At 71.7% G+C, this 22186-nt stretch carries 20 protein-coding genes; 16 read left to right on the top strand and 4 right to left on the bottom strand.

Translation table 11 applies throughout. The features are described from left to right. Window positions 1-106: 106 nt before the first annotated feature. Window positions 107-895, bottom strand: a complete 789-nt coding sequence (locus tag ABZ659_RS03865; RefSeq protein WP_360213079.1) for a phosphatase — start codon at window positions 893-895, stop codon at window positions 107-109. Window positions 896-1157: 262 nt separating this feature from the next. After that, the gene (locus ABZ659_RS03860) at window positions 1158-1757 is read right to left on the bottom strand and encodes a TetR/AcrR family transcriptional regulator (RefSeq protein ID WP_360213077.1); all 600 of its coding nucleotides are present in this window, start codon (window positions 1755-1757) and stop codon (window positions 1158-1160) included. A gap of 111 nt (window positions 1758-1868) precedes the next feature. Here ABZ659_RS03860 and ABZ659_RS03855 point away from each other — a divergent pair, with 111 nt between their 5' ends. From ABZ659_RS03855 to ABZ659_RS03810, 10 genes are all read left to right on the top strand, one after another. Beyond that, window positions 1869-3485 carry a carboxyl transferase domain-containing protein gene (locus ABZ659_RS03855; protein ID WP_360213075.1) on the top strand — a complete coding sequence of 539 codons (1617 nt, stop codon included), beginning with the start codon at window positions 1869-1871 and terminating at the stop codon, window positions 3483-3485. A gap of 20 nt (window positions 3486-3505) precedes the next feature. After that, window positions 3506-5437 (top strand): acetyl/propionyl/methylcrotonyl-CoA carboxylase subunit alpha, encoded by a 1932-nt coding sequence (locus tag ABZ659_RS03850; RefSeq protein ID WP_360213386.1) that lies wholly within the window; start codon window positions 3506-3508, stop codon window positions 5435-5437. Continuing rightward, a complete protein-coding gene (locus tag ABZ659_RS03845; RefSeq protein WP_360213073.1) occupies window positions 5434-6375 on the top strand; it encodes a hydroxymethylglutaryl-CoA lyase in 942 nt (313 codons plus the stop codon). Before ABZ659_RS03850 ends, ABZ659_RS03845 begins: the two co-directional genes overlap by 4 nt. A gap of 8 nt (window positions 6376-6383) precedes the next feature. Next, window positions 6384-7544 carry an acyl-CoA dehydrogenase family protein gene (locus tag ABZ659_RS03840; protein WP_360213384.1) on the top strand — a complete coding sequence of 387 codons (1161 nt, stop codon included), beginning with the start codon at window positions 6384-6386 and terminating at the stop codon, window positions 7542-7544. 144 nt (window positions 7545-7688) lie between these two features. Next, the gene (locus tag ABZ659_RS03835) at window positions 7689-8738 is read left to right on the top strand and encodes an ABC transporter substrate-binding protein (protein WP_360213071.1); all 1050 of its coding nucleotides are present in this window, start codon (window positions 7689-7691) and stop codon (window positions 8736-8738) included. Window positions 8739-8791: 53 nt separating this feature from the next. Next, a complete protein-coding gene (locus tag ABZ659_RS03830; protein WP_360213069.1) occupies window positions 8792-9646 on the top strand; it encodes a siderophore-interacting protein in 855 nt (284 codons plus the stop codon). Between the two features lie 145 nt (window positions 9647-9791). Further along, a complete protein-coding gene (gene desA / locus ABZ659_RS03825) occupies window positions 9792-11234 on the top strand; it encodes a lysine decarboxylase DesA (protein ID WP_360213067.1) in 1443 nt (480 codons plus the stop codon). Continuing rightward, window positions 11218-12507: a lysine N(6)-hydroxylase/L-ornithine N(5)-oxygenase family protein gene (locus ABZ659_RS03820; RefSeq protein WP_360213065.1), complete on the top strand. Its 1290-nt coding sequence runs from the start codon at window positions 11218-11220 to the stop codon at window positions 12505-12507. The genes desA and ABZ659_RS03820 overlap by 17 nt, the downstream gene beginning before the upstream one ends. Next, on the top strand, window positions 12504-13031 hold the full coding sequence (locus ABZ659_RS03815) for a GNAT family N-acetyltransferase (RefSeq protein ID WP_360213063.1): 528 nt from the start codon (window positions 12504-12506) through the stop codon (window positions 13029-13031). Before ABZ659_RS03820 ends, ABZ659_RS03815 begins: the two co-directional genes overlap by 4 nt. Next, on the top strand, window positions 13028-14803 hold the full coding sequence (locus tag ABZ659_RS03810; protein ID WP_360213061.1) for an IucA/IucC family siderophore biosynthesis protein: 1776 nt from the start codon (window positions 13028-13030) through the stop codon (window positions 14801-14803). Before ABZ659_RS03815 ends, ABZ659_RS03810 begins: the two co-directional genes overlap by 4 nt. 229 nt (window positions 14804-15032) lie before the next feature. Here ABZ659_RS03810 and ABZ659_RS03805 read toward each other — a convergent pair whose 3' ends face one another. Further along, the gene (locus ABZ659_RS03805) at window positions 15033-15239 is read right to left on the bottom strand and encodes a hypothetical protein (RefSeq protein ID WP_360213418.1); all 207 of its coding nucleotides are present in this window, start codon (window positions 15237-15239) and stop codon (window positions 15033-15035) included. Window positions 15240-15309: 70 nt separating this feature from the next. Between ABZ659_RS03805 and ABZ659_RS03800 the strand changes: the two genes are divergently transcribed. The 3 genes from ABZ659_RS03800 (at window position 15310) to glmS (ending at window position 18370) form a co-directional block, all read left to right on the top strand. Then, window positions 15310-16206: a DUF4429 domain-containing protein gene (locus ABZ659_RS03800; RefSeq protein ID WP_360213059.1), complete on the top strand. Its 897-nt coding sequence runs from the start codon at window positions 15310-15312 to the stop codon at window positions 16204-16206. 76 nt (window positions 16207-16282) lie between these two features. Further along, entirely contained in the window at window positions 16283-16540 is a 258-nt protein-coding gene (locus ABZ659_RS03795) for a hypothetical protein (protein WP_360213057.1), read from the top strand. Between the two features lie 12 nt (window positions 16541-16552). Then, on the top strand, window positions 16553-18370 hold the full coding sequence (gene glmS, locus ABZ659_RS03790; protein ID WP_360213055.1) for a glutamine--fructose-6-phosphate transaminase (isomerizing): 1818 nt from the start codon (window positions 16553-16555) through the stop codon (window positions 18368-18370). Between the two features lie 279 nt (window positions 18371-18649). On the opposite strand, the gene ABZ659_RS03785 is transcribed toward glmS, so the two are convergent. After that, entirely contained in the window at window positions 18650-19177 is a 528-nt protein-coding gene (locus ABZ659_RS03785) for a universal stress protein (protein ID WP_360213053.1), read from the bottom strand. Between the two features lie 361 nt (window positions 19178-19538). On the opposite strand from ABZ659_RS03785, the gene ABZ659_RS03780 reads away from it, so the two are divergent. The 3 genes from ABZ659_RS03780 to orn all read left to right on the top strand — a co-directional run bounded on the left by ABZ659_RS03780 (window position 19539) and on the right by orn (window position 22174). Continuing rightward, window positions 19539-19886, top strand: a complete 348-nt coding sequence (locus tag ABZ659_RS03780) for a hypothetical protein (RefSeq protein ID WP_360213051.1) — start codon at window positions 19539-19541, stop codon at window positions 19884-19886. A 387-nt stretch (window positions 19887-20273) separates the two neighbouring features. Beyond that, window positions 20274-21470, top strand: a complete 1197-nt coding sequence (locus ABZ659_RS03775; RefSeq protein WP_360213049.1) for a helix-turn-helix domain-containing protein — start codon at window positions 20274-20276, stop codon at window positions 21468-21470. Between the two features lie 101 nt (window positions 21471-21571). Then, window positions 21572-22174: an oligoribonuclease gene (gene orn, locus ABZ659_RS03770; RefSeq protein WP_360213047.1), complete on the top strand. Its 603-nt coding sequence runs from the start codon at window positions 21572-21574 to the stop codon at window positions 22172-22174. The last annotated feature ends 12 nt before the right edge of the window (window positions 22175-22186 follow it).

Raw genomic sequence — 22186 nt, 5'->3', positions numbered from 1 at the left:
TCGCGCGCACTCCCTTCCGCCTCGGCTCGCCGGGGGCGGCAGCATCCCAACGGCTGTCGGCGGAGCGCCCCACCGACAGCCGCCGTCCGGCCCCCTCACCTCACGGCTAGGCGAGCCCCGCCTCCGCCAGCAGATACGCGGTCATGGGGTCGTAGTACCGGGGACTGACGACGTGGTCGTCCAGCGGTACGGCCACCTGGAGCGTGCCCTCCGACTCCGCGAGGAAGAGGGCGGGGTCGTTGCAGTCGGCGTAGCCGACGGAGTCGACGCCGTGCTGGGCGGCGTAACCGGCCCAGCCGTGGTCGGCGACGACGAGGTCGGGCAGCGGACGCCCCTCGCGCTCCAGCGCGGTGAGGATGGCCTTCATCGGCTCACCCGAGTGCGTGTGCCACAGGGTCGCCCCGTGCTCCAGCACCGCGACGTCGGCGAACTGCATGACGTACCCCTCGTCGGTCTGCAACCCGTCGGGGATGACGACGACCTCGCACCCGGCCGCACGCACCGCGGCGGCGGTGGCCCGGTGGACGTCCAGCAGCCCGCCCGGGTGCCCGGTGGCGAACAGCACCCGCTGCCGCCCGTCCACGGCCTTCCGCAACCGCCCTGCCATCCGCTCCAACGCGGCGACGGTCAGCTCCGGGTCGATGGTGTCCTGCCCGTACCGGTACTCGTGGTCGTCGTTCACCCCCACCCGCTCCGCCATCACCGCGAGCACGTCCTGCTCGTCGCTCCAGCGGTCACCCAACTCCAACCCGAGCCAGAAGTTGCGCACCCCGTTGGACAACTGACGGTAGTGGGAGAGGTTGTTCTCACGCGGCGTCGCCACCTCACCCGCGATACGGGTCCTGACGAGGTGGTCGACGAGTTCGGCGCGGCTGGGTGTCCCGGATATCGGCATGTCCCCATTGTGAGGCAGCGACCTCCCTCCGTCCTGCCTGTCCCGCCCGCTGGGACACGCCTCACGGGAGCTCTTGCCTTACGGACTGAAGGCCCACTCCACCCCAGGGGCAACCCGCGCGGGAGGTCGATTGGCCCTTCTGACTCACAGCCCGTTCGCCTCAGCTCAGGGGAAGTTGCCCCGCCGCCTCGTGGTCGGGCGACGTCGTGGGCCGAAGGGGCCAGTCAGCGCGTTCCCCTTCTCCCGCGTGCCGGAAAGAGGGTCAGCTCTGCCCCGCCGCCGCCCCGAACGCCCCCCGCGCCATCCGGTGCAGTAGCTCCGCCGTGGCCCCGCGCCCCGGCAGGGAGCCGCGGCGGCCCAGGTGGGGGGTGGAGTTCAGGAGGCCGAAGACCGAGTGGACGGCCGAGCGGGCCGTGGGTTCCGTGAGGGTCGGGTACGTCTCCCGGACCACCGACACCCACAGTTCGACGTACTGCCGCTGGAGCTGGCGGACCAGTTTGCGGTCGCTGTCGCGGAGGCGGTCCAGCTCGCGGTCGTGCAGGGTGATCAGGGGACGGTCGTCCAGGGCGAAGTCGATGTGGCCCTCGATGAGGGAGTCGAGGGCGGCCGAGGGCGTGCCGCCGTCCGCGTCCGCGAGGCGGCGCTTCGCGCCGGCGAGGAGCTGGCCGCTGATGCCGACCAGCAGCTCGGCGAGCATCGCGTCCTTGCCGGGGAAGTGGCGGTAGAGGCCGGGACCGGAGATGCCGACGGCGGCGCCTATCTCGTCGACCCCGACGCCGTGGAAGCCGCGCTCGGCGAAGAGCCGGGCGGCCTCCTTGAGGATCTGCTCGCGCCGCGTGGGGGCGTCGGTCCTGATGCTCATGGAGGCAATTGTAGACAGGGTGGTTAGCGGTCGTTAACATGACGGACATACGTTAACGCTCATTAACACGGCCGGCCCACCGGTCGGCCGTACGGGTGAGGGGATCGCACGATGCACGAGGCACCCGAGCTGGCGACCGCGGCCGACCCCGCGTCGGCGGCCTGGCGGGCCAACGAGGAGGCGCACCGCGCTCTCGTCGAGGAGCTGCGCGGCAAGCTCGCCGCGGCCCGGCTGGGCGGCGGTGAGAAGGCCCGCGCCCGGCACACCGCGCGCGGCAAGCTGCTGCCGAGGGAGCGGGTGGACACCCTGCTCGACCCCGGCTCGCCCTTCCTGGAGCTGGCGCCCCTCGCCGCCGACGGGCTGTACGACGGACAGGCCCCGGCCGCCGGGGTCATCGCCGGGATCGGTCGGGTCAGCGGGCGGGAGTGCGTCGTCGTCGCCAACGACGCCACCGTCAAGGGCGGGACGTACTACCCGATGACCGTGAAGAAGCACCTGCGGGCGCAGGAAGTGGCCCTGGAGAACCGGCTGCCCTGTCTCTACCTCGTCGACTCCGGTGGGGCCTTCCTGCCCATGCAGGACGAGGTGTTCCCGGACCGTGAGCACTTCGGGCGGATCTTCTACAACCAGGCCCGGATGTCCGGCGCCGGGATTCCGCAGATCGCCGCCGTGCTCGGGTCGTGTACGGCCGGGGGCGCGTATGTGCCCGCCATGAGCGACGAGGCCGTCATCGTGCGGGAGCAGGGGACGATCTTCCTCGGCGGGCCGCCGCTCGTGAAGGCCGCCACCGGGGAGGTCGTCACCGCGGAGGAGCTGGGCGGCGGGGACGTGCACGCGCGCGTGTCCGGCGTCACCGACCACCTCGCGGAGGACGACGCGCACGCGCTGCGGATCGTGCGGAACATCGTCGCCACCCTCCCCGCGCGCGGGGCCCTGCCCTGGCACACGGAGCCCGTCGTCGAGCCCAAGGTCGACCCCTACGGGCTGTACGGCGCCGTGCCGGTCGACTCCCGCACCCCCTACGACGTGCGCGAGATCATCGCCCGGGTCGTCGACGGTTCGCGGTTCGCGGAGTTCAAGTCCGAGTTCGGGCAGACCCTCGTCACCGGCTTCGCCCGGATCCACGGCCACCCGGTCGGGATCGTCGCCAACAACGGCATCCTGTTCTCCGAGTCCGCCCAGAAGGGCGCCCACTTCATCGAGCTGTGCGACCAGCGCGGCATCCCGCTGGTGTTCCTCCAGAACATCTCCGGCTTCATGGTCGGCAAGGACTACGAGGCCGGCGGCATCGCCAAGCACGGCGCCAAGATGGTCACCGCCGTCGCCTGCGCGCGCGTGCCGAAGCTGACCGTCGTCGTGGGCGGGTCGTACGGCGCGGGGAACTACTCCATGTGCGGGCGGGCGTATTCGCCGCGCTTCCTGTGGATGTGGCCCAACGCCAAGATCTCCGTCATGGGCGGCGAGCAGGCCGCCTCCGTCCTCGCCACCGTCAAGCGGGACCAGATCGAGGCCCGGGGCGAGGAGTGGTCCCCGGAGGACGAGGAGTCCTTCAAGGCGCCCGTGCGGGAGCAGTACGAGCGTCAGGGCAACGCCTACTACGCCACCGCCCGGCTCTGGGACGACGGCGTCATCGACCCGCTGGAGACCCGGCAGGTGCTGGGCCTGGCACTGACGGCCTGCGGCAACGCGCCCCTGGGTGACCCCCAGTTCGGCGTCTTCCGGATGTGAGGGTGAGCTACGAGATGGCCATGTTCGACACCGTCCTGGTCGCCAACCGCGGCGAGATCGCCGTGCGCGTCATCCGCACCCTGCGCGCCCTCGGGGTGCGCTCGGTGGCCGTCTTCTCCGACGCCGACGCCGACGCCCGGCACGTCAGGGAGGCCGACACCGCGGTACGGATCGGGCCCGCCCCGGCGTCCGAGAGCTACCTGTCCGTGGAGCGGCTGCTTGAGGCCGCCGCGCGGACCGGCGCCCGGGCCGTCCACCCCGGCTACGGCTTCCTCGCGGAGAACGCCGCCTTCGCGCGGGCCTGCGCCGACGCCGGGCTGGTGTTCATCGGGCCGCCCGCCGACGCCATCGCCCTGATGGGCGACAAGATCCGGGCGAAGGAGACCGTGCGGGCGGCGGGGGTGCCGGTGGTGCCCGGCGGGCGGGACCCCGACCTCGTCGAGGCCGCCCGGGAGCTGGGCGCGCCGGTGCTGCTGAAGCCCAGCGCGGGCGGCGGCGGCAAGGGGATGCGTCTGGTGCGCGACCTGACCCTCCTGGAGGAGGAGATCGCCGCCGCGCGGCGCGAGGCCCGGACGTCCTTCGGGGACGACACGCTGCTGGTGGAGCGGTGGGTCGACCGGCCCCGGCACATCGAGATCCAGGTCCTGGCCGACGGCCACGGCAACGTCGTCCACCTGGGTGAGCGCGAGTGCTCCCTCCAGCGGCGGCACCAGAAGGTCATCGAGGAGGCGCCCAGCGTGCTCCTCGACGAGGCCACCCGCGCGGCGATGGGCGAGGCGGCCGTGCAGGCGGCGCGGTCGTGCGGGTACCGGGGCGCGGGGACGGTGGAGTTCATCGTGCCCGGCGGCGACCCGACGTCGTACTACTTCATGGAGATGAACACCCGCCTCCAGGTGGAGCACCCGGTCACGGAGCTGGTCACCGGGGTGGACCTGGTGGAGTGGCAGCTGCGGGTGGCGGCGGGTGAGCCGCTCGGGTTCGCGCAGGACGACGTCACGCTCACCGGGCACGCCGTCGAGGCGCGGATCTGCGCCGAGGACCCCGCGCGCGGGTTCCTGCCGTCCGGCGGCACGGTGCTGCGGCTGCGCGAGCCGCGGGGGGACGGAGTGCGCACCGACTCGGGGCTCAGCGAGGGCACCGAGGTCGGCAGCCTGTACGACCCGATGCTGTCCAAGGTGATCGCGTACGGCCCCGACCGCGCGACCGCGCTGCGCAAGCTGCGCGCCGCCCTCGCCGGGACGGTCACGCTCGGCGTGCCCACCAACGCCGGGTTCCTGCGGCGGCTCCTCGCGCACCCGGCGGTCGTCGCGGGCGACCTGGACACCGGGCTGGTGGAGCGCGAGGTGGACGGGCTGGTCGACACCGGCGTACCCGAGGAGGTGTACGAGGCGGCGGCGGCCGTCCGGCTGGACGCCCTGCGGCCCCGGGAGCGGGGCTGGACCGATCCGTTCTCCGTGCCCGACGGGTGGCGGCTCGGCGGCACCCCGCGCCCGGCGCGCTTCCCGCTGCGGGTCGGGGACCCGGTCGAGTACGTCCCGCGCGGGACGCACACCGTCACCGGCGACCAGGTGTCCGTCACCCTCGACGGCGTCCGGCACACCTTCGACCTCGCGCCCGCGCCGGACGGCGTCTGGCTGGGCCGTGCGGGCGACGCCTGGCACGTGCGCGACCACGACCCGGTCGCCGCGAGCCTCACCCGGTCGGCGCACGCGGGCGCGGACTCCCTCACCGCGCCGATGCCCGGCACGGTCACGGTCGTCAAGGTCGCCGTGGGCGACGAGGTGGCGGCCGGGCAGAGCCTGCTGGTGGTGGAGGCGATGAAGATGGAGCACGTCATCTCCGCGCCGCACGCGGGGAAGGTCACCGGGCTGGACGTCCGGCCCGGCGCCACGGTCGCCATGGACCAGGTGCTCGCGGTGGTCGTCCCGTACGACGAGGAGGCCGGGTCATGACCAGTTCCCCGCTGCCCATGGTGGTCCCGGACGACAGCCTCCCCACCCGGGTCCGCATCCACGAGGTGGGCCCCCGCGACGGCCTCCAGAACGAGAAGGCGACCGTCCCGACCGAGGTCAAGGCGGAGTTCATCCGGCGCCTGGCCGACGCCGGGCTGACGACGGTCGAGGCGACCAGCTTCGTGCACCCGCGGTGGGTGCCCCAGCTCGCGGACGCCGAGCAGCTGTACCCGCGGGTGGCTCAGCTGCCGGTGGCGCTGCCCGTGCTGGTGCCGAACGAGCGCGGTCTCGACCGGGCGCTCGCCCTCGGCGCCGACCGGGTGGCGGTGTTCGCCAGCGCCAGCGAGTCCTTCGCCCGGGCCAACCTCAACCGCTCGATGGACGAGGCGCTGGCCATGTTCGAGCCGGTCGTCACCCGGGCGAAGGGGGCGGGGGTGCACGTACGCGGGTACCTGTCGATGTGCTTCGGCGACCCCTGGGAGGGCGAGGTCCCGGTCGCGCAGGTGGTGCACGTCTGCCGGGCGCTGCTGGGCATGGGGTGCGACGAACTGAGCCTGGGCGACACCATCGGCGTCGGCACCCCGGGCCATGTCAGCGCGCTGCTCACGGCGCTCGACGGGGCGGGGGTGCCGGTGTCCGCCCTCGGCGTGCACTTCCACGACACCTACGGCCAGGCCCTCGCCAACACCCTCACCGCCCTGCGGCACGGCGTGACGACCGTCGACGCCTCCGCGGGCGGCCTCGGCGGCTGCCCGTACGCCAGGTCGGCGACCGGCAACCTCGCCACCGAGGACCTGGTGTGGATGCTGCGGGGCCTCGGCGTCGGCACCGGCGTAGACCTCGGCCGTCTCACCGCCACCAGCGTGTGGATGGCCGGACAACTGGGCCGACCCAGCCCGTCCCGCACCGTACGAGCCCTCTCCCACCAGGAGTCGTGATCAGAGCCATGGACCACCGTCTCTCCCCCGAGCTGGAAGAACTCCGCCGCACCGTCGAGGAGTTCGCGCACGACGTGGTCGCCCCCAAGATCGGCGACTACTACGAGCGGCACGAGTTCCCGTACGAGATCGTCCGGGAGATGGGCCGTATGGGCCTGTTCGGGCTGCCCTTCCCCGAGGAGTACGGCGGGATGGGCGGCGACTACCTCGCCCTGGGCATCGCGCTGGAGGAGCTGGCCCGGGTGGACTCCTCGATCGCCATCACCCTGGAGGCGGGCGTCTCGCTGGGCGCGATGCCGATCCACCTGTTCGGCACCCGGGAGCAGAAGGAGCGGTGGCTGCCCCGCCTCTGCTCCGGCGAGGTCCTCGGCGCGTTCGGCCTGACCGAGCCGGACGGCGGCTCGGACGCGGGCGCGACGCGCACGACGGCCCGCCTGGACCCGGAGACCGACGAATGGGTCATCAACGGCACCAAGTGCTTCATCACCAACTCCGGTACGGACATCACCGGCCTGGTCACGGTCACCGCGGTCACCGACCGCACCCCGGAGGGCAAGCCGCGGATCTCCTCGATCATCGTCCCCTCCGGCACCCCGGGCTTCACGGTGGCGCCCGCCTACTCCAAGGTCGGCTGGAACGCCTCCGACACGCGTGAGCTGTCCTTCACCGACGTCCGGGTCCCGGCCGCCAACCTCCTCGGCGAACCGGGCCGCGGGTACGCGCAGTTCCTGCGCATCCTCGACGAGGGCCGGGTCGCGATCGCGGCACTGGCGACGGGGCTGGCGCAGGGGTGCGTGGACGAGTCGGTCCGCTACGCGAAGGAACGTCACGCCTTCGGCCGTCCGATCGGCGCCAACCAGGCGATCCAGTTCAAGCTGGCCGACATGGAGATGCGCGCCCACACCGCCCGCCTCGCCTGGCGGGACGCGGCGTCCCGGCTGGTGGCCGGTGAGCCCTTCAAGAAGGAGGCGGCCCTCGCCAAGCTGCACTCCTCGACGATCGCGGTGGACAACGCCCGCGACGCCACCCAGATCCACGGCGGCTACGGCTTCATGAACGAGTACCCGGTGGCCAGGATGTGGCGCGACTCCAAGATCTTGGAGATCGGCGAGGGCACCAGCGAGGTCCAACGGATGCTGATCGCCCGGGAGTTGGGCCTCACGGGCTGAGCGCGGCCGGAGCGCCCGGCGGGGCGGCAGTGATCCACACCACGCCCCGTCAGGGCCCCCGGACCCTGGACAACATCTGAGGTTAGGCTAACCTACCTTCGAATTGTCCGGCGGGCGCTCCGCCCCGTTCGAAAGCAGTCGCCCATGTCCCACGCCCGTGCCACCCACCTCACCCGCCGCGGCATCCTCGCCGCCGGTGGCGCCCTCGGCCTCGGCGCCGTCCTCGCGGCCTGCGGCGACGAAGACAAGAACAGCGGTGGCGCGGACGCGACGGCCTCCGCCCAGGAGTCCGGCCCCTGGTCCTACCAGGACGACCGCGGCGAGACGGCCAAGGCCGACAGGATCCCCGCGAACATCGTCGCCTTCGTCGGCGTCGGCGCCGCGCTGTACGACTACGGCATCCAGGTCAAGGGCGTCTTCGGCCCGACCAAGACCGCCGACGGCAAGGCCGACGTCCAGGCCGGTGACATGGACATCAGCAAGGTCGAGGTCCTCGGCAACGAGTGGGGCCAGTTCAACATCGAGAAGTACGTCTCCCTCAGCCCCGACCTGCTGGTCTCCACGATGTTCGACGACCAGGGCACCCTCTGGTACGTCCCGGACGAGTCCAAGGACAAGATCCTCGCGGTCGGCGCCCAGAGTGTCGGCATCTCCGTGTACGACCGCCAGCTGACCGAGCCCCTCCAGCGCACGCTGGAGCTGGCCGGGTCGCTGGGCGCCGACGTCACCTCGGCGGAGATCACCGAGGCGAAGAAGCGCTTCGAGGACGCCTCGGCCCGGCTGCGCGCCGCCGCCAAGGCCAAGCCGGACCTCACGGTGATGGCGGGCTCCGCGAGCCAGGACATCTTCTACGTCTCCGGCACCAACCTCTCCGTCGACCTGGAGTACTTCAAGGCCCTCGGCGTGAACTTCGTCGAGCCGCCGGAGGACGCCAAGGCGGAGGGCGGCGGCTGGTTCGAGTCGCTGAGCTGGGAGAACGTCGACAAGTACGACGCGGACATCATCATGATGGACGACCGCACCTCGGCCATCCAGCCCGCCGACATCACCGAGGGCACCTGGAAGAAGCTGCCCGCGGTCAAGGCCGGCCAGGTCATCGCCCGCTCGGCGGAGCCGATCCTGTCGTACGACAAGTGCACTCCGCTGGTGGAGAACCTGGCCGAGGCGCTGGAGAACGCCAAGAAGGTCAGCTGACCCCCGGCGCCCCCGCCGACACAGCCCCCTGACGCCCCATCAGGAGTCCTCGCATGTCCACCGCCGCCCCGTTCCGCTTCTTCTCCCTCCAGGTCGTACGGACGAGGCGGCTCGGCCCGTCCCTGGTCCGGATCGCCTTCGCCGGACCGGGGCTGCGGGACTTCCACTCCGACGGCCTCGACCAGTCGCTGTCGCTGTTCCTGCCGCACCCGCACCAGGACGAGCCGGTGGTGCCGGTGACGGAGGGCGACGACTGGTGGCGGTCCTGGATGGCCCTCCCGGCGGACGTCCGGGCGGTGATGCGCTCGTACACCCTGCGTGAGCTGCGCCGGGGCGCCGACGGGGTCACCAGCGAGATCGACGTCGACTTCGTGCTGCACGGCGTAGAGCCGGACGCGACCGCCCCTGCGGGCCCCGCGTCCCGCTGGGCGGCCCAGGCGGCCCCGGGCGACCGGGTCCTGCTGATCGGCCCGGCGGTCGCCGACAACCGGGCGATCCGCTTCCGCCCGCCGGAGGACACCGACCTGGTCGTCCTCTGGGCCGACGAGACCGCCGTACCCGCCGCCTCCGCGATCCTGGAGTCCCTGCCGCCCGGCACCCGCGCCGTCGCCTGGCTGGAGGCGCGGCACGCCGACGACGTGCAGGAGCTGACGGTGGCGGCGGACGCCGACGTCACCTGGCTCGTCACCGGCGACGAGGCGTCCCCCGCGGCCGTCGACGCCATCCGCGCGGCCCGGCTGCCCGACGCCGGGCACCCGTACGCCTGGATCGCGGGCGAGGCCGGTCGGATGAAGGAGCTGCGCCGCCACCTCGTCAAAGAGCGCGGCCTCGACCGCCGCCGGATCGCCTTCGTGGGCTACTGGCGGCAGGGGCTGACGGAGGAGCAGCTCCGCGAGCAGGGCGAGTAGACCGCCACCCAACTCCGCGCAATGCGGCCGCTGTTCGACGTGACAGCGGTCACGCGTAAGGCTGCGTTCCCCGCGCATTAATTAGGTTAGCCTTACCTAAATTTAGATCGAGTGACCCGGACTGTCCCCACCGGAGGACCCCCACATGCGTGCGCACCTGCTCAATGACACGACCACGGAGCACTACCGCCGCTCCGTGACCGAGGGAGTGGAGCGGGTGGCGGCCAGACTCGCCACCACCGACCGGCCGTTCACCGGAGCGACGGTCGACGACCTCACCCCCCGCGTCGAGCAGATCGACCTCGACCGCCCCCTCCACGACACCGCCGCGGCCCTCGACGAGCTGGAGGAGGTCTACCTCCGGGACGCCGTCTACTTCCACCACCCCCGCTACCTCGCCCACCTCAACTGCCCGGTCGTCATCCCGGCCGTGCTCGGGGAGGCGATCCTCTCCGCCGTCAACTCCTCGCTGGACACCTGGGACCAGTCGGCGGGCGGCACCCTCATCGAGCGCAAGCTGATCGACTGGACCGCGGACCGCGTCGGCCTCGGCCCCGCCGCCGACGGCGTCTTCACCTCCGGCGGCACCCAGTCCAACCTCCAGGCACTGCTGCTGGCCCGCGAGGAGGCCAAGACCGGCGACCTCGCGCGACTGCGCGTCTTCGCCTCCGAGGCCAGCCACTTCAGCGTGCAGAAGTCCGCGAAACTGCTCGGCCTCGGCCAGGACGCCGTCGTCGTCATCCCCGTCGACCACGACCAGCGGATGCGGACCGTGGCGCTCGCCCACGAGCTGGAGCGCTGCGCGCGCGACGGCCTCGTCCCCATGGCCGTCGTCGCCACCGCGGGCACCACCGACTTCGGCTCCATCGACCCGCTGCCGGAGATCGCCGAGCTGTGCGCCCGGTCCGGCGCGTGGCTGCACGTCGACGCCGCCTACGGCTGCGGACTGCTCGCCTCCCGCACCCGCCGCGCCCTGCTCGACGGCGTCGAACGCGCCGACTCCGTCACCGTCGACTACCACAAGTCGTTCTTCCAGCCGGTGAGTTCCTCCGCCGTACTGGTCCGCGACGCCGCCACGCTGCGGCACGCCACCTACCACGCGGAGTACCTCAACCCGCGCCGGATGGCGCGGGAACGCGTCCCCAACCAGGTGGACAAGTCCCTCCAGACCACCCGCCGCTTCGACGCGCTCAAGCTCTGGATGACCCTGCGCGTGATGGGCGCCGACGGTATCGGCCAGCTCTTCGACGAGGTCTGCGACCTGGCCGCCGAGGGCTTCGGCCTGCTCGCCGCCGACCCGCGCTACGACGTGGTCGTCGAGCCCACCCTCTCCACCCTGGTCTTCCGCTACGTCCCGGCGGCCGTCACCGACCCCGCCGAGATCGACCGCGCCAACCTGCACGCCCGCAAGGCGCTGTTCGCCTCCGGTGCCGCCGTCGTCGCGGGCACCAAGGTCAACGGCCGCCACTACCTGAAGTTCACCCTCCTCAACCCCGAGACGACGGCGTCCGACATCGCCGCCGTCCTCGACCTGATCGCCGGCCACGCCGAGCAGTACCTGGGAGCGTCCCTTGACCGCGCTTGCTGACCCCACGGACCGCGTCCACGACTTCGTAGGCATCGGACTCGGCCCCTTCAACCTCGGCCTGGCCTGCCTCACCGAGCCCATCGACGCGCTCGACGGCGTCTTCCTGGAGTCGAAGCCCGACTTCGAGTGGCACGCCGGGATGTTCCTGGAAGGCGCCCACCTCCAGACCCCGTTCATGTCGGACCTGGTCACCCTCGCCGACCCGACGTCGCCGTACTCCTTCCTCAACTACCTCAAGGAGAAGGGCAGGCTGTACCCGTTCTACATCCGGGAGAACTTCTACCCCCTGCGCGTCGAGTACGACGACTACTGCCGCTGGGCCGCCGCACAGCTGAGCAGCGTCCGCTTCGACACGACGGTCACGGAGGTGACGTACGAGGACGAGGTGTACGTCGTCACGACCGCCGCCGGTGACACCTACCGCGCCCGCCACCTCGTCCTCGGCACCGGCACGGTCCCCTACGTGCCCGAGCCCTGCCGCGGCCTGGGCGGCGACGGCGTGCTGCACACCGCCGAGTACGCGCACCGCAAGGCGGAACTCCGGAAGAACCGGTCGATCACGATCGTCGGCAGCGGTCAGAGCGCCGCCGAGATCTACCACGAGCTGCTGACGGAGATCGACGCCCACGGCTACCAGCTCAACTGGGTCACCCGCTCCCCGCGCTTCTTCCCCCTCGAATACACCAAGCTGACGCTGGAGATGACGTCCCCGGACTACGTCGACTACTTCCACGCGCTGCCCGAGGAGACCCGCTACCGGCTGGAGAAGCAGCAGAAGGGCCTGTTCAAGGGCATCAACTCCGACCTCATCGACGCGATCTTCGACCTGCTCTACCAGAAGAACGTCGAGAGCGGCGACCGCCCGGTCCCCACCCGGCTGCTCACCAACTCCACCCTGCACACCGCCCGGTACGGGGACGGCACGTACACCCTGGGCTTCCGCCAGGACGAGCAGGGCAGGGACTTCGAGATCGCGACCGAGGGCCTGGTCCTGGCCACCGGCTACCACTACGCCCCGCCCGCCTTCCTCGCCCCGATCCACGACCGCCTCCGGTTCGACTCCCACGGCCGCTTCGACGTCACCCGGGACTACGCCATCGACGTCACCGGCAGAGGCGTCTTCCTCCAGAACGCCGGGGTCCACACCCACAGCGTCACCTCACCCGACCTGGGCATGGGCCCCTACCGCAACAGCTGCATCATCCGTGAGCTGCTCGGCAGCGAGTACTACCCGGTCGAGAAGTCGATCGCGTTCCAGGAGTTCTCCGTATGACCTTCACGTTCCGCCCCCTCGACCCGCTGAAGGACGCCGAACTCCTGCACGCCTGGGTCACCCACGCCAAGGCGGCGTTCTGGATGATGCAGGACGCCAAGCTGGAGGACGTCGAGCGCGCCTACATGGAGATAGCCGCCGACGAGCACCACCACGCCTACCTCGGCCTGCGCGACGGCGAGCCCGTCTTCCTCATGGAGAAGTACGACCCCGCCCACCGCGAGCTGGTCGGCCTGTACGAGCCGCTCCCCGGGGACGTCGGGATGCACTTCCTCACCCCGCCGACCGACACACCGGTGCACGGCTTCACCAGGTCCGTCATCACCGCCGTCATGGCCTTCCTCTTCGAGGACCCGGCGACCGCGCGGGTCGTCGTCGAACCGGACGTCTCCAACACGGCCGTCCACGCGCTGAACGCGGCGGTCGGCTTCGTGCCCGAGCGGGAGATCGACAAGCCGGAGAAGCGGGCACTGCTCAGCTTCTGCACGCGCGAGCGGTTCGAGAAGGCGGTGGAGCGCGCATGACGCACCTCGCCGACGCCGTCAGCCACCTCACCCCCGAGCGCTGGGAGCGGGCCAACCGCCTGCTGGTCCGCAAGGCGCTCGCGGAGTTCGCCCACGAGCGTCTGATCACACCGGAGCGCGAGGAGGGCCGCTGGGTGGTCCGGAGCGACGACGGCCGGACCCGCTACCGCTTCACCGCCACCCGCCGCGCCCTGGACCACTGGCAGGTGGACGCCGACTCGATCACCCGCCACGGCCCGGACGGCACCGAACTCCCGCTCGCCGCCCTGGACTTCCTCATCGAGCTGAAGGACGCCCTCGGCCTGAGCGACACGGTCCTCCCGGTCTACCTGGAGGAGATCTCCTCCACCCTCTCCGGCACCTGCTACAAGCTCGCCAAGCCGCAGGTCACGGCCGCGGAGCTGGCGGCGTCCGGGTTCCAGGCCATCGAGACCGGCATGACCGAGGGCCACCCCTGCTTCGTCGCCAACAACGGACGGCTCGGCTTCGGCGTCCACGAGTACCTGTCGTACGCCCCCGAGACCGCGAGCCCCGTCCGCCTGCTCTGGCTGGCCGCCCACCGCTCCCGCGCCGCGTTCACGGCCGGGGCCGGCGTCGAGTACGAGGCGTTCTTCCGCGAGGAGCTGGGCGGGGCGACCGTCGACCGCTTCCACGCCACCCTGCGCGACCAGGGCCTCGACCCCGCCGACTACCTGCTGATCCCGGTCCACCCCTGGCAGTGGTGGAACAAGCTCACCGTCACCTTCGCCGCCGAGGTCGCCCGCCAGCACCTGGTCTGCCTCGGCGAGGGCGACGACGCGTACCTGGCCCAGCAGTCGATCCGCACCTTCTTCAACACCACCAGTCCTGAGAAGCACTACGTCAAGACGGCCCTGTCCGTCCTCAACATGGGCTTCATGCGCGGGCTGTCGGCCGCCTACATGGAGGCCACCCCGGCCATCAACGACTGGCTCGCCCAGCTCGTCGACCACGACCCGGTGCTCAAGGCCACGGGCCTGACGATCATCCGGGAGCGGGCGGCGGTCGGCTACCGGCACCTGGAGTACGAGCGGGCGACCGACCGCTACTCTCCGTACCGCAAGATGCTGGCGGCGCTGTGGCGGGAGAGCCCGGTCGCGTCGCTGCGGGACGGCGAGTCCCTCGCCACCATGGCGTCCCTCCTCCACGTCGACCACGAGGGCGCGACCGTCGCGGGCGCCCTGATCGCCCGCTCGGGCCTGACCCCGGTGGAGTGGCTCCGCCGCTACCTCCGCGCCTACTACACCCCGCTCCTGCACAGCTTCTACGCCTACGACCTCGCCTACATGCCGCACGGCGAGAACGTCATCCTCGCCCTGCGGGACGGCGTGGTCGAGCGCGCGATCTACAAGGACATCGCCGAGGAGATCGTCGTCATGGACCCGGACGCGGTACTGCCGCCCGAGGTGCGGCGCGTCCGCGCCGAGGTCCCGGACGACATGAAGCTGCTGTCGGTCTTCACGGACGTCTTCGACTGCTTCTTCCGCTTCCTCGCCGCGAACCTCGCCACCGAGGGCGTCCTCACGGAGGACGACTTCTGGCGCACCGTCGCCGAGGTCACCCGGGAGTACCAGGCGTCGGTCCCGGAACTCGCCGACAGGTTCGCCCAGTACGACTTGTTCGCCCCCGAGTTCGCCCTGTCCTGCCTCAACCGGCTCCAGCTCCGCGACAACCAGCAGATGGTGGACCTCGCGGACCCCTCGGGCGCGCTCCAGCTCGTCGGCACCCTGGAGAACCCGATCGCCGGGTTCTGACCGACGGGTCCGCGCCGTGTGGCGTGGATCACTCGGGTCGGCTGTCACGTGTGCGGTGCGCCGTCTGTCCCATGGGCGTCCTCAGTCGTGAGAGCAGGGCGAGTGCCGGGAGTGAGCGAGATGAACGCGAAGCACCGGATCGTCGTTCTGGGTGCCGGTTACACGGGCATGACGGCCGCCGTCCGTCTTGTCCGGCGCACTCGCCGGACGGGGGTGCGGATCACGCTGGTCATTCCTCGGAGACGCGGTACGGCGATCCGCCCGCCGTCGCGGCGACGGGCGCCGGGACCGCCTGGCCGAACGGGGAGACGGCGGCACGGGCGTCCCGCGCGGGCCCGGCACCCGTGACGGCGGCTCCGGCGGCGGTGACGAGCAGCGGGGAGACGAGGAGGCGCAGGGTGCGGCGGTGCGGTCGGAACGGTCTCAGTAAGCTCACGAGCGATCCCTTCTGAGCACCCAAAAGGTCTGGACCAGCCTCCCGTCGAACCGGTGGAAGAATCGCCCTCATGGCGGAAATCTTCCAGAAGGACGGCTCCTGGACCTTCGACGGCGACGCCCTGCGCCTGACCCCGGGACGCGACAAGGGCGTCAGCCTGTTCCGCAGGACGCTGGGCGAACTCGTCGTCCCGCTGGGGGCGTTGGCGGGCATATCGTTCGAGCAGGGCCGGAGGTCCGGACGGCTGCGACTGCGGCTGCGCGACGGCGCCGACCCGCTGCTGCTCGCCACCGGGGGCCGTCTCACCGAGCCCCACGACCCGTACCAGCTCACCGTCGAGTCGGACCGGTACGGCGTCGCCGAGTACGTCGTGGACGAGGTCCGCAACGCGCTGCTCCTCGACCAGGTGCCGACCGACCCGGTCACCGCGTACCTGCTGCCGGGCCCGGCCGTGCCGCTGACGGCGTCCGCGGGGGACGGCACGGCGAGCTTCGACGGCGAGCAGGTGCGGCTGGAGTGGAACTGGAAGACCGAGGACGCCAAGTCCGCCCGGGGTCCGCGCACCCTCGCCGTCGCCGACATCACGGCGGTGGAGTGGCAGCCCGCGGTCGGCCTGGAGAACGGCTACCTCCGCTTCACCGTCCGCGACTCCCCCACCGCCGCCCCACCGAAGTACGACCCCCACGCCGTCGACCTGTGGGGCTTCAAGAAGGACCCCCTGATGGCACTGGTCGCCGCCGCCGTCCAGGCCCGGCTCCCGCACCCGGCGGCCCCCGCCCCCGCCCCGGTCCCGGAGGCGCGGCAGCCGGAGCCCCGGGAGAACCCCGCCGCCCCGGCGCCCACCGCCGAGGACGACCACGACGCCCTGCTGCGACGGCTGCGCGAGCTGGGCGAGCTGCACCGCACGGGGGTGCTGACGGACGAGGAGTTCGGCCTCGCCAAGCAGGCGATTCTGAAGCGCATGTAGGGGATGACTCTGGGTTCCTGCCCGGAACCGGGCAGGATTCTTGCGAATCCGTCGCGCATAGCCCAGGATCTACCGGGTGCACGACGAACTCGTAGATCACCTGACACGCTCCACGCCCCTCAGCCGGGGCGAGGCACTGCGGGTGGTCCAGGACGTGCTCGCCTACTTCGACGAGACGACCGAGGACTACGTCCGTCGCCGCCACCGCGAGTTGCAGGCCCGGGGCCTGGTCAACGCGGAGATCTTCGAACGGATCGAGGCGGACCTCACCTACCGCGCCGTGGCTCCACCGGAGCTGACCCTCAGGCAACTGCGGCGCATCGTCTACGGCTAGGAACACCCATCTATGTGCGGAATCGTCGGATACATCGGCAAGCGTGACGTCGCCCCGCTGCTCCTGGAGGGCCTCCAGCGGCTGGAGTACCGGGGGTACGACTCGGCGGGCATCGTCGTCACCTCCCCCAGGGCCAGCGGACTGCGGATGGTCAAGGCCAAGGGCCGGGTGCGCGACCTGGAGGCCAGGGTCCCGGCGCGCTTCAAGGGCACCACCGGCATCGCCCACACCCGCTGGGCCACCCACGGCGCCCCCTCCGACGTCAACGCCCACCCGCACCTGGACGCGGAGGGCAAGGTCGCCGTCGTCCACAACGGCATCATCGACAACGCCTCCGACCTGCGGCGCAAGCTGGAGGCGGACGGTGTCGAGTTCCTCTCCGAGACCGACACCGAGGTCCTGGTCCACCTGATCGCCCGGTCCCAGGCGGAGAAGCTGGAGGACAAGGTCCGCGAGACGCTGCGCCTCATCGAGGGCACGTACGGCATCGCGGTGATGCACGCGGACTTCCCGGACCGCATCGTCGTGGCCCGCAACGGCTCCCCGGTCGTCCTCGGCATCGGCGAGAAGGAGATGTTCGTCGCCTCGGACATCGCCGCGCTGGTCGCCCACACCCGCCAGATAGTGACCCTCGACGACGGCGAGATGGCCACCCTCAAGGCCGACGACTTCCGCACCTACACCACCGAGGGCACCCGCACCACCGCCGAGCCCACCACCGTGGAGTGGGAGGCCGCCTCGTACGACATGGGCGGCCACGACACCTACATGCACAAGGAGATCCACGAGCAGGCCGAGGCCGTGGACCGCGTGCTGCGCGGCCGGATCGACGACCGCTTCTCCACCGTGCACCTCGGCGGCCTCAACCTGGACGCCCGCGAGGCGCGCCGGATCCGCCGCGTCAAGATCCTCGGCTGCGGCACCTCGTACCACGCGGGCATGATCGGCGCCCAGATGATCGAGGAGCTGGCCCGCATCCCCGCCGACGCCGAGCCCGCCTCCGAGTTCCGCTACCGCAACGCGGTCGTCGACCCCGACACCCTCTACATCGCCGTCTCGCAGTCCGGTGAGACGTACGACGTCCTCGCGGCCGTCCAGGAGCTGAAGCGCAAGGGCGCGCGGGTGCTCGGCATCGTGAACGTGGTCGGCTCGGCGATCGCCCGCGAGGCGGACGGCGGCATCTACGTGCACGCGGGCCCCGAGGTCTGCGTGGTCTCGACGAAGTGCTTCACCAACACCACGGTCGCCTTCGCCCTGCTCGCCCTGCACCTCGGCCGCACCCGTGACCTGTCGGTGCGCGACGGCAAGCGGATCATCGAGGGGCTGCGCAGGCTGCCCGCCCAGATCGCCGAGATCATGGAGCAGGAGGCGGAGATCGAGAAGCTGGCCAGGAACTACGCCGAGGCCCGCTCGATGCTCTTCATCGGCCGCGTCCGCGGCTACCCGGTCGCCCGCGAGGCCTCCCTGAAGCTCAAGGAGGTCTCCTACATCCACGCCGAGGCGTACCCGGCCTCCGAGCTGAAGCACGGCCCGCTGGCCCTGATCGAGCCCGCCCTGCCGACGGTCGCGATCGTGCCCGACGACGACCTGCTGGAGAAGAACCGCGCCGCGATGGAGGAGATCAAGGCCCGCAGCGGCAGGATCCTCGCGGTGGCCCACCAGCCGCAGGAGAAGGCCGACCAGACCCTCGTCGTCCCCAAGAACGAGGACGAACTGGACCCCATCCTGATGGGCATCCCCCTCCAACTCCTGGCCTACCACACGGCCCTGGCCCTGGGCCGGGACATCGACAAGCCGAGGAACCTCGCGAAGTCGGTGACGGTGGAGTAGCCCGCCCGTACGACGGAACGGACCCCCGCGTGCTGCCACCGGGCACGGGGGGCCCGCTCCACGCGGCCGGGACGGAACAACCACCCGGCCCGCGCGGTCGGCCCGTGGCCGTCACTCCCCGGCCGGCCGCGCGTCGGTGGTGCTTCCCGCGGGGACTCCGTCGTGGCGCGGTGAGCGTTATATGCCCTTCACAAGCTCACAAACACCTCCGCGTGTGAGGAGGTTCACCCTCGGCGAGTCCGCCGACGCCGTGCGCTGGAGGGAGTTGACGGTGGAGGGCTACGGGATCACGACGACGGGCCGCTGCGCCCGCTTGGCGAGCCGTCCGGCCACCGAGCCGAAGATGCGGCCCACGATGCCGTGCGTGGAGCCGACGACGATCGCGTCGGCCTCGTACTCCCGCCCCACCTCTTCGAGTTCGTGGCAGATGTCACCGCCGCGCTCGACCAGGATCCACGGCACCTCGGCGAGGTAGTCCGCGCAGGCCAGCTCCAGACCGAGCACCTCGGTGCGGTGGTCCGGGACGTCCACGAAGACCGGGGGCTCACAGCCCGCCCACACCGTGGTGGGCAGCCGGTTGGCCACGTGCACGATGATCAGGCCGGAGCCGGAGCGCCGGGCCATGCCGATCGCGTAGGCGAGGGCACGCTCACTGGAGGTCGAGCCGTCGAAGCCGACGACCACCCCGTGCTTGAAGGCGGGATCGCAGGACTGGCGCGGCTCGTCCGCCGCCTGGGGATCGGCCGCCGTGGGTTCGGCGAGCGGTCGCTTGCGGTCCGCGGGTTCGAAGAATTCGTGACCGGCCATGGCTGTCTCGGCGTTGTGATCCTTGTGTGGGTGGGACGACAGTGTGCGGCGGAGCTGTGTCCGGGAATCATCTTCCCAACCCCATACCCCCAAGGGTACGGCGGCACGCCTCCTTAGCCCAGATCCCGCACGCCGTCCGCGACGGGTTCACCGGAGGATGCACGAGGGGGCGCCCGTAACGCAATGGTCGCTGCCCCGTACAGGCGGTTTGCGCGGGATTGACCCACGGCGGTTGCGGGTCGGCCACCCCGTCACCGAGGGCGTCGACACCGGAACGGAAAGTCACCATAGGCGCGAGGCGGTGACCGACCCCTCGAACAGCCGTTGAACCCGGTGACCCGCCGCCCGAGGGAGCCCCGCGATGCCCGCACCCCGCCCCACGCCCGACCCCACCTCCGGAGTCATCGGCTGGGCGGCGTTCGCCTGCGTCCTCGTCCCGGTGGTCCTGCTGGCCTACGGCACCTCCCTGGCCGGTGCCGCCGGGACGGCGCTCGGGCTCGCCGCCGTCACCGCCGTATGCCGCCTGCTGCTGCGCCGGTCCGAGCGGTGCGCGGCGCGGCAGCCCGCCGAGGCGCCCGGGGCGGGGCCGCGCGGGCGGCACCACCGGGCGGTCGCGGGCGCCAACAGGGGCCGGACGGGGGCGAAACGGGGTGGAACGGGTGTGCGCCGGGGCGGGCGCCACTCAGGCGGAAACACACCGGTCGGCTGACCGGTTTTCGCGCACGCGCCCGTAGCTTTTCAGCCAACTTCCAGAACCCGTGCATCCCTCCGCCGGACCACCCCCCAACCCCCGTTCGACCTGCATGGAAAGGGTCCTGCGGGGATCACGCACCCTATGCTGATTGGCCACCGCGACAAGGCGCACTTCCCTACGCGGCCCGTGAGTGCAACGCTTCGTGATCGAATGCTTCACGCCAAGTTGCCATGTCGACAATGAGCCTGGGTGCGAACTGGCCACCCGGGTAAGGCGGAACGCAGTAGATTCGATCTTGACTGTCGTACGGCGGGGGACTCGTGGAGGACCGAGGGGAAACGTGTTGGAGCGACAGACCCGAAAGGATCAGGGCGCCGCGACCACCGAGGGGGGCTTAGCAGTATGAGCCACGACTCCACTGCCGCGCCGGAAGCCGCGACCCGGAAACTGTCCGGGCGGCGGCGCAAGGAGATCGTCGCGGTGCTGCTGTTCAGCGGCGGCCCCATCTTCGAGAGTTCCATACCACTGTCGGTGTTCGGCATCGACCGCCAGGACGCCGGGGTGCCGCGCTACCGCCTGCTGGTGTGCGCGGGCGAGGAAGGCCCGCTGCGGACCACGGGGGGCCTCGAACTCACCGCGCCGCACGGCCTGGAGGCGATCTCCCGGGCCGGGACCGTCGTCGTGCCCGCCTGGCGGTCGATCACCTCGCCGCCACCGGTGGAGGCACTCGACGCGCTGCGCCGGGCACACGAGGAGGGCGCCCGCATCGTCGGGCTGTGCACCGGCGCCTTCGTCCTCGCCGCGGCGGGCCTGCTGGACGGCCGCCCGGCCACCACCCACTGGATGTACGCGCCGACGCTGGCCAAGCGCTACCCGTCGGTGCACGTCGACCCGAGGGAACTCTTCGTCGACGACGGGGACGTCCTCACCTCCGCCGGTACGGCGGCGGGGATCGACCTCTGCCTCCACATCGTGCGCACGGACCACGGCAACGAGGCGGCGGGCGCGCTCGCCCGGCGCCTGGTGGTCCCGCCGCGCCGGACCGGCGGGCAGGAGCGCTACCTCGACCGTTCTTTACCGGAGGAGATCGGCGCCGACCCGCTGGCCGAGGTCGTCGCCTGGGCGCTGGAACACCTCCACGAGCAGTTCGACGTGGAGACGCTCGCGGCACGCGCCTACATGTCCCGCCGCACCTTCGACCGCCGGTTCCGCTCGCTGACGGGTTCCGCCCCGCTCCAGTGGCTGATCACCCAGCGGGTCCTCCAGGCGCAGCGCCTCCTGGAGACGTCCGACTACTCGGTGGACGAGGTCGCGGGCCGCTGCGGCTTCCGTTCGCCGGTGGCGCTGCGCGGGCACTTCCGCCGCCAGCTGGGCTCGTCCCCGGCCGCGTACCGGGCCGCCTACCGGGCCCGGCGTCCGCACGGTGACCGGGTGCCGGACGGCGACGGCCCGCCGAGCACCGTCCCGAACGTCTCCCCGCCGCCCCCACCGGTCGGGCCGCCCCCGGGCAGCCTCCACCCGGACTCACCGGTGCCCCACCAGAGCCGCCGCCCCGCGGCGTCCCTGGCCGGGGTGCCGGGGCAGCGCAGCGGGGCCTGAGCGCGTTCCGGCGGCTTCCCCGGGCAGGGCCCGGGTGAGCCGCCGGACGGCCCGTCACCGCCGGGGTCTGGTTCGAACGACGGGGCCGTAGGGTTAGACACATGAACGATCGCATGGTGTGGATCGACTGCGAGATGACCGGCCTCTCGCTGTCCGACGACGCGCTCATCGAGGTGGCCGCCCTCGTCACCGACTCCGAGCTGAACGTGCTCGGCGACGGCGTCGACATCGTCATCCGTCCGCCGGACTCGGCGCTGGAGACGATGCCGGAGGTGGTGCGCCAGATGCACACCGCGTCCGGCCTGCTCGCCGAACTGCCCGGCGGCACGACGCTCGCGGACGCCGAGGAGCAGGTCCTCGCCTACGTCCGCGAGCACGTCAAGGAGCCCGGCAAGGCCCCGCTGTGCGGCAACTCCGTCGGCACCGACCGCGGCTTCCTGCTGCGCGACATGCCCACGCTGGAGGACTACCTCCACTACCGCATCGTCGACGTCTCCTCGATCAAGGAGCTGGCCCGCCGCTGGTACCCGCGGGCGTACTTCAACAGCCCCGAGAAGAACGGCAACCACCGCGCCCTCGCCGACATCCGCGAGTCCATCGCCGAGCTGCGCTACTACCGCGAGGCCGTCTTCGTCCCCCAGCCCGGCCCCGACTCCGAGACCGCGAAGACGATCGCCGCCCGGCACGTCCTGCCCGCTCGGTAGCCGTCCCGGGGC

Origin of the sequence: Streptomyces sp. NPDC006997 (assembly GCF_040635175.1) — a bacterium.
Lineage (GTDB): Bacteria > Actinomycetota > Actinomycetes > Streptomycetales > Streptomycetaceae > Streptomyces.
This window is presented reverse-complemented; position numbering and strand designations above follow the sequence as displayed.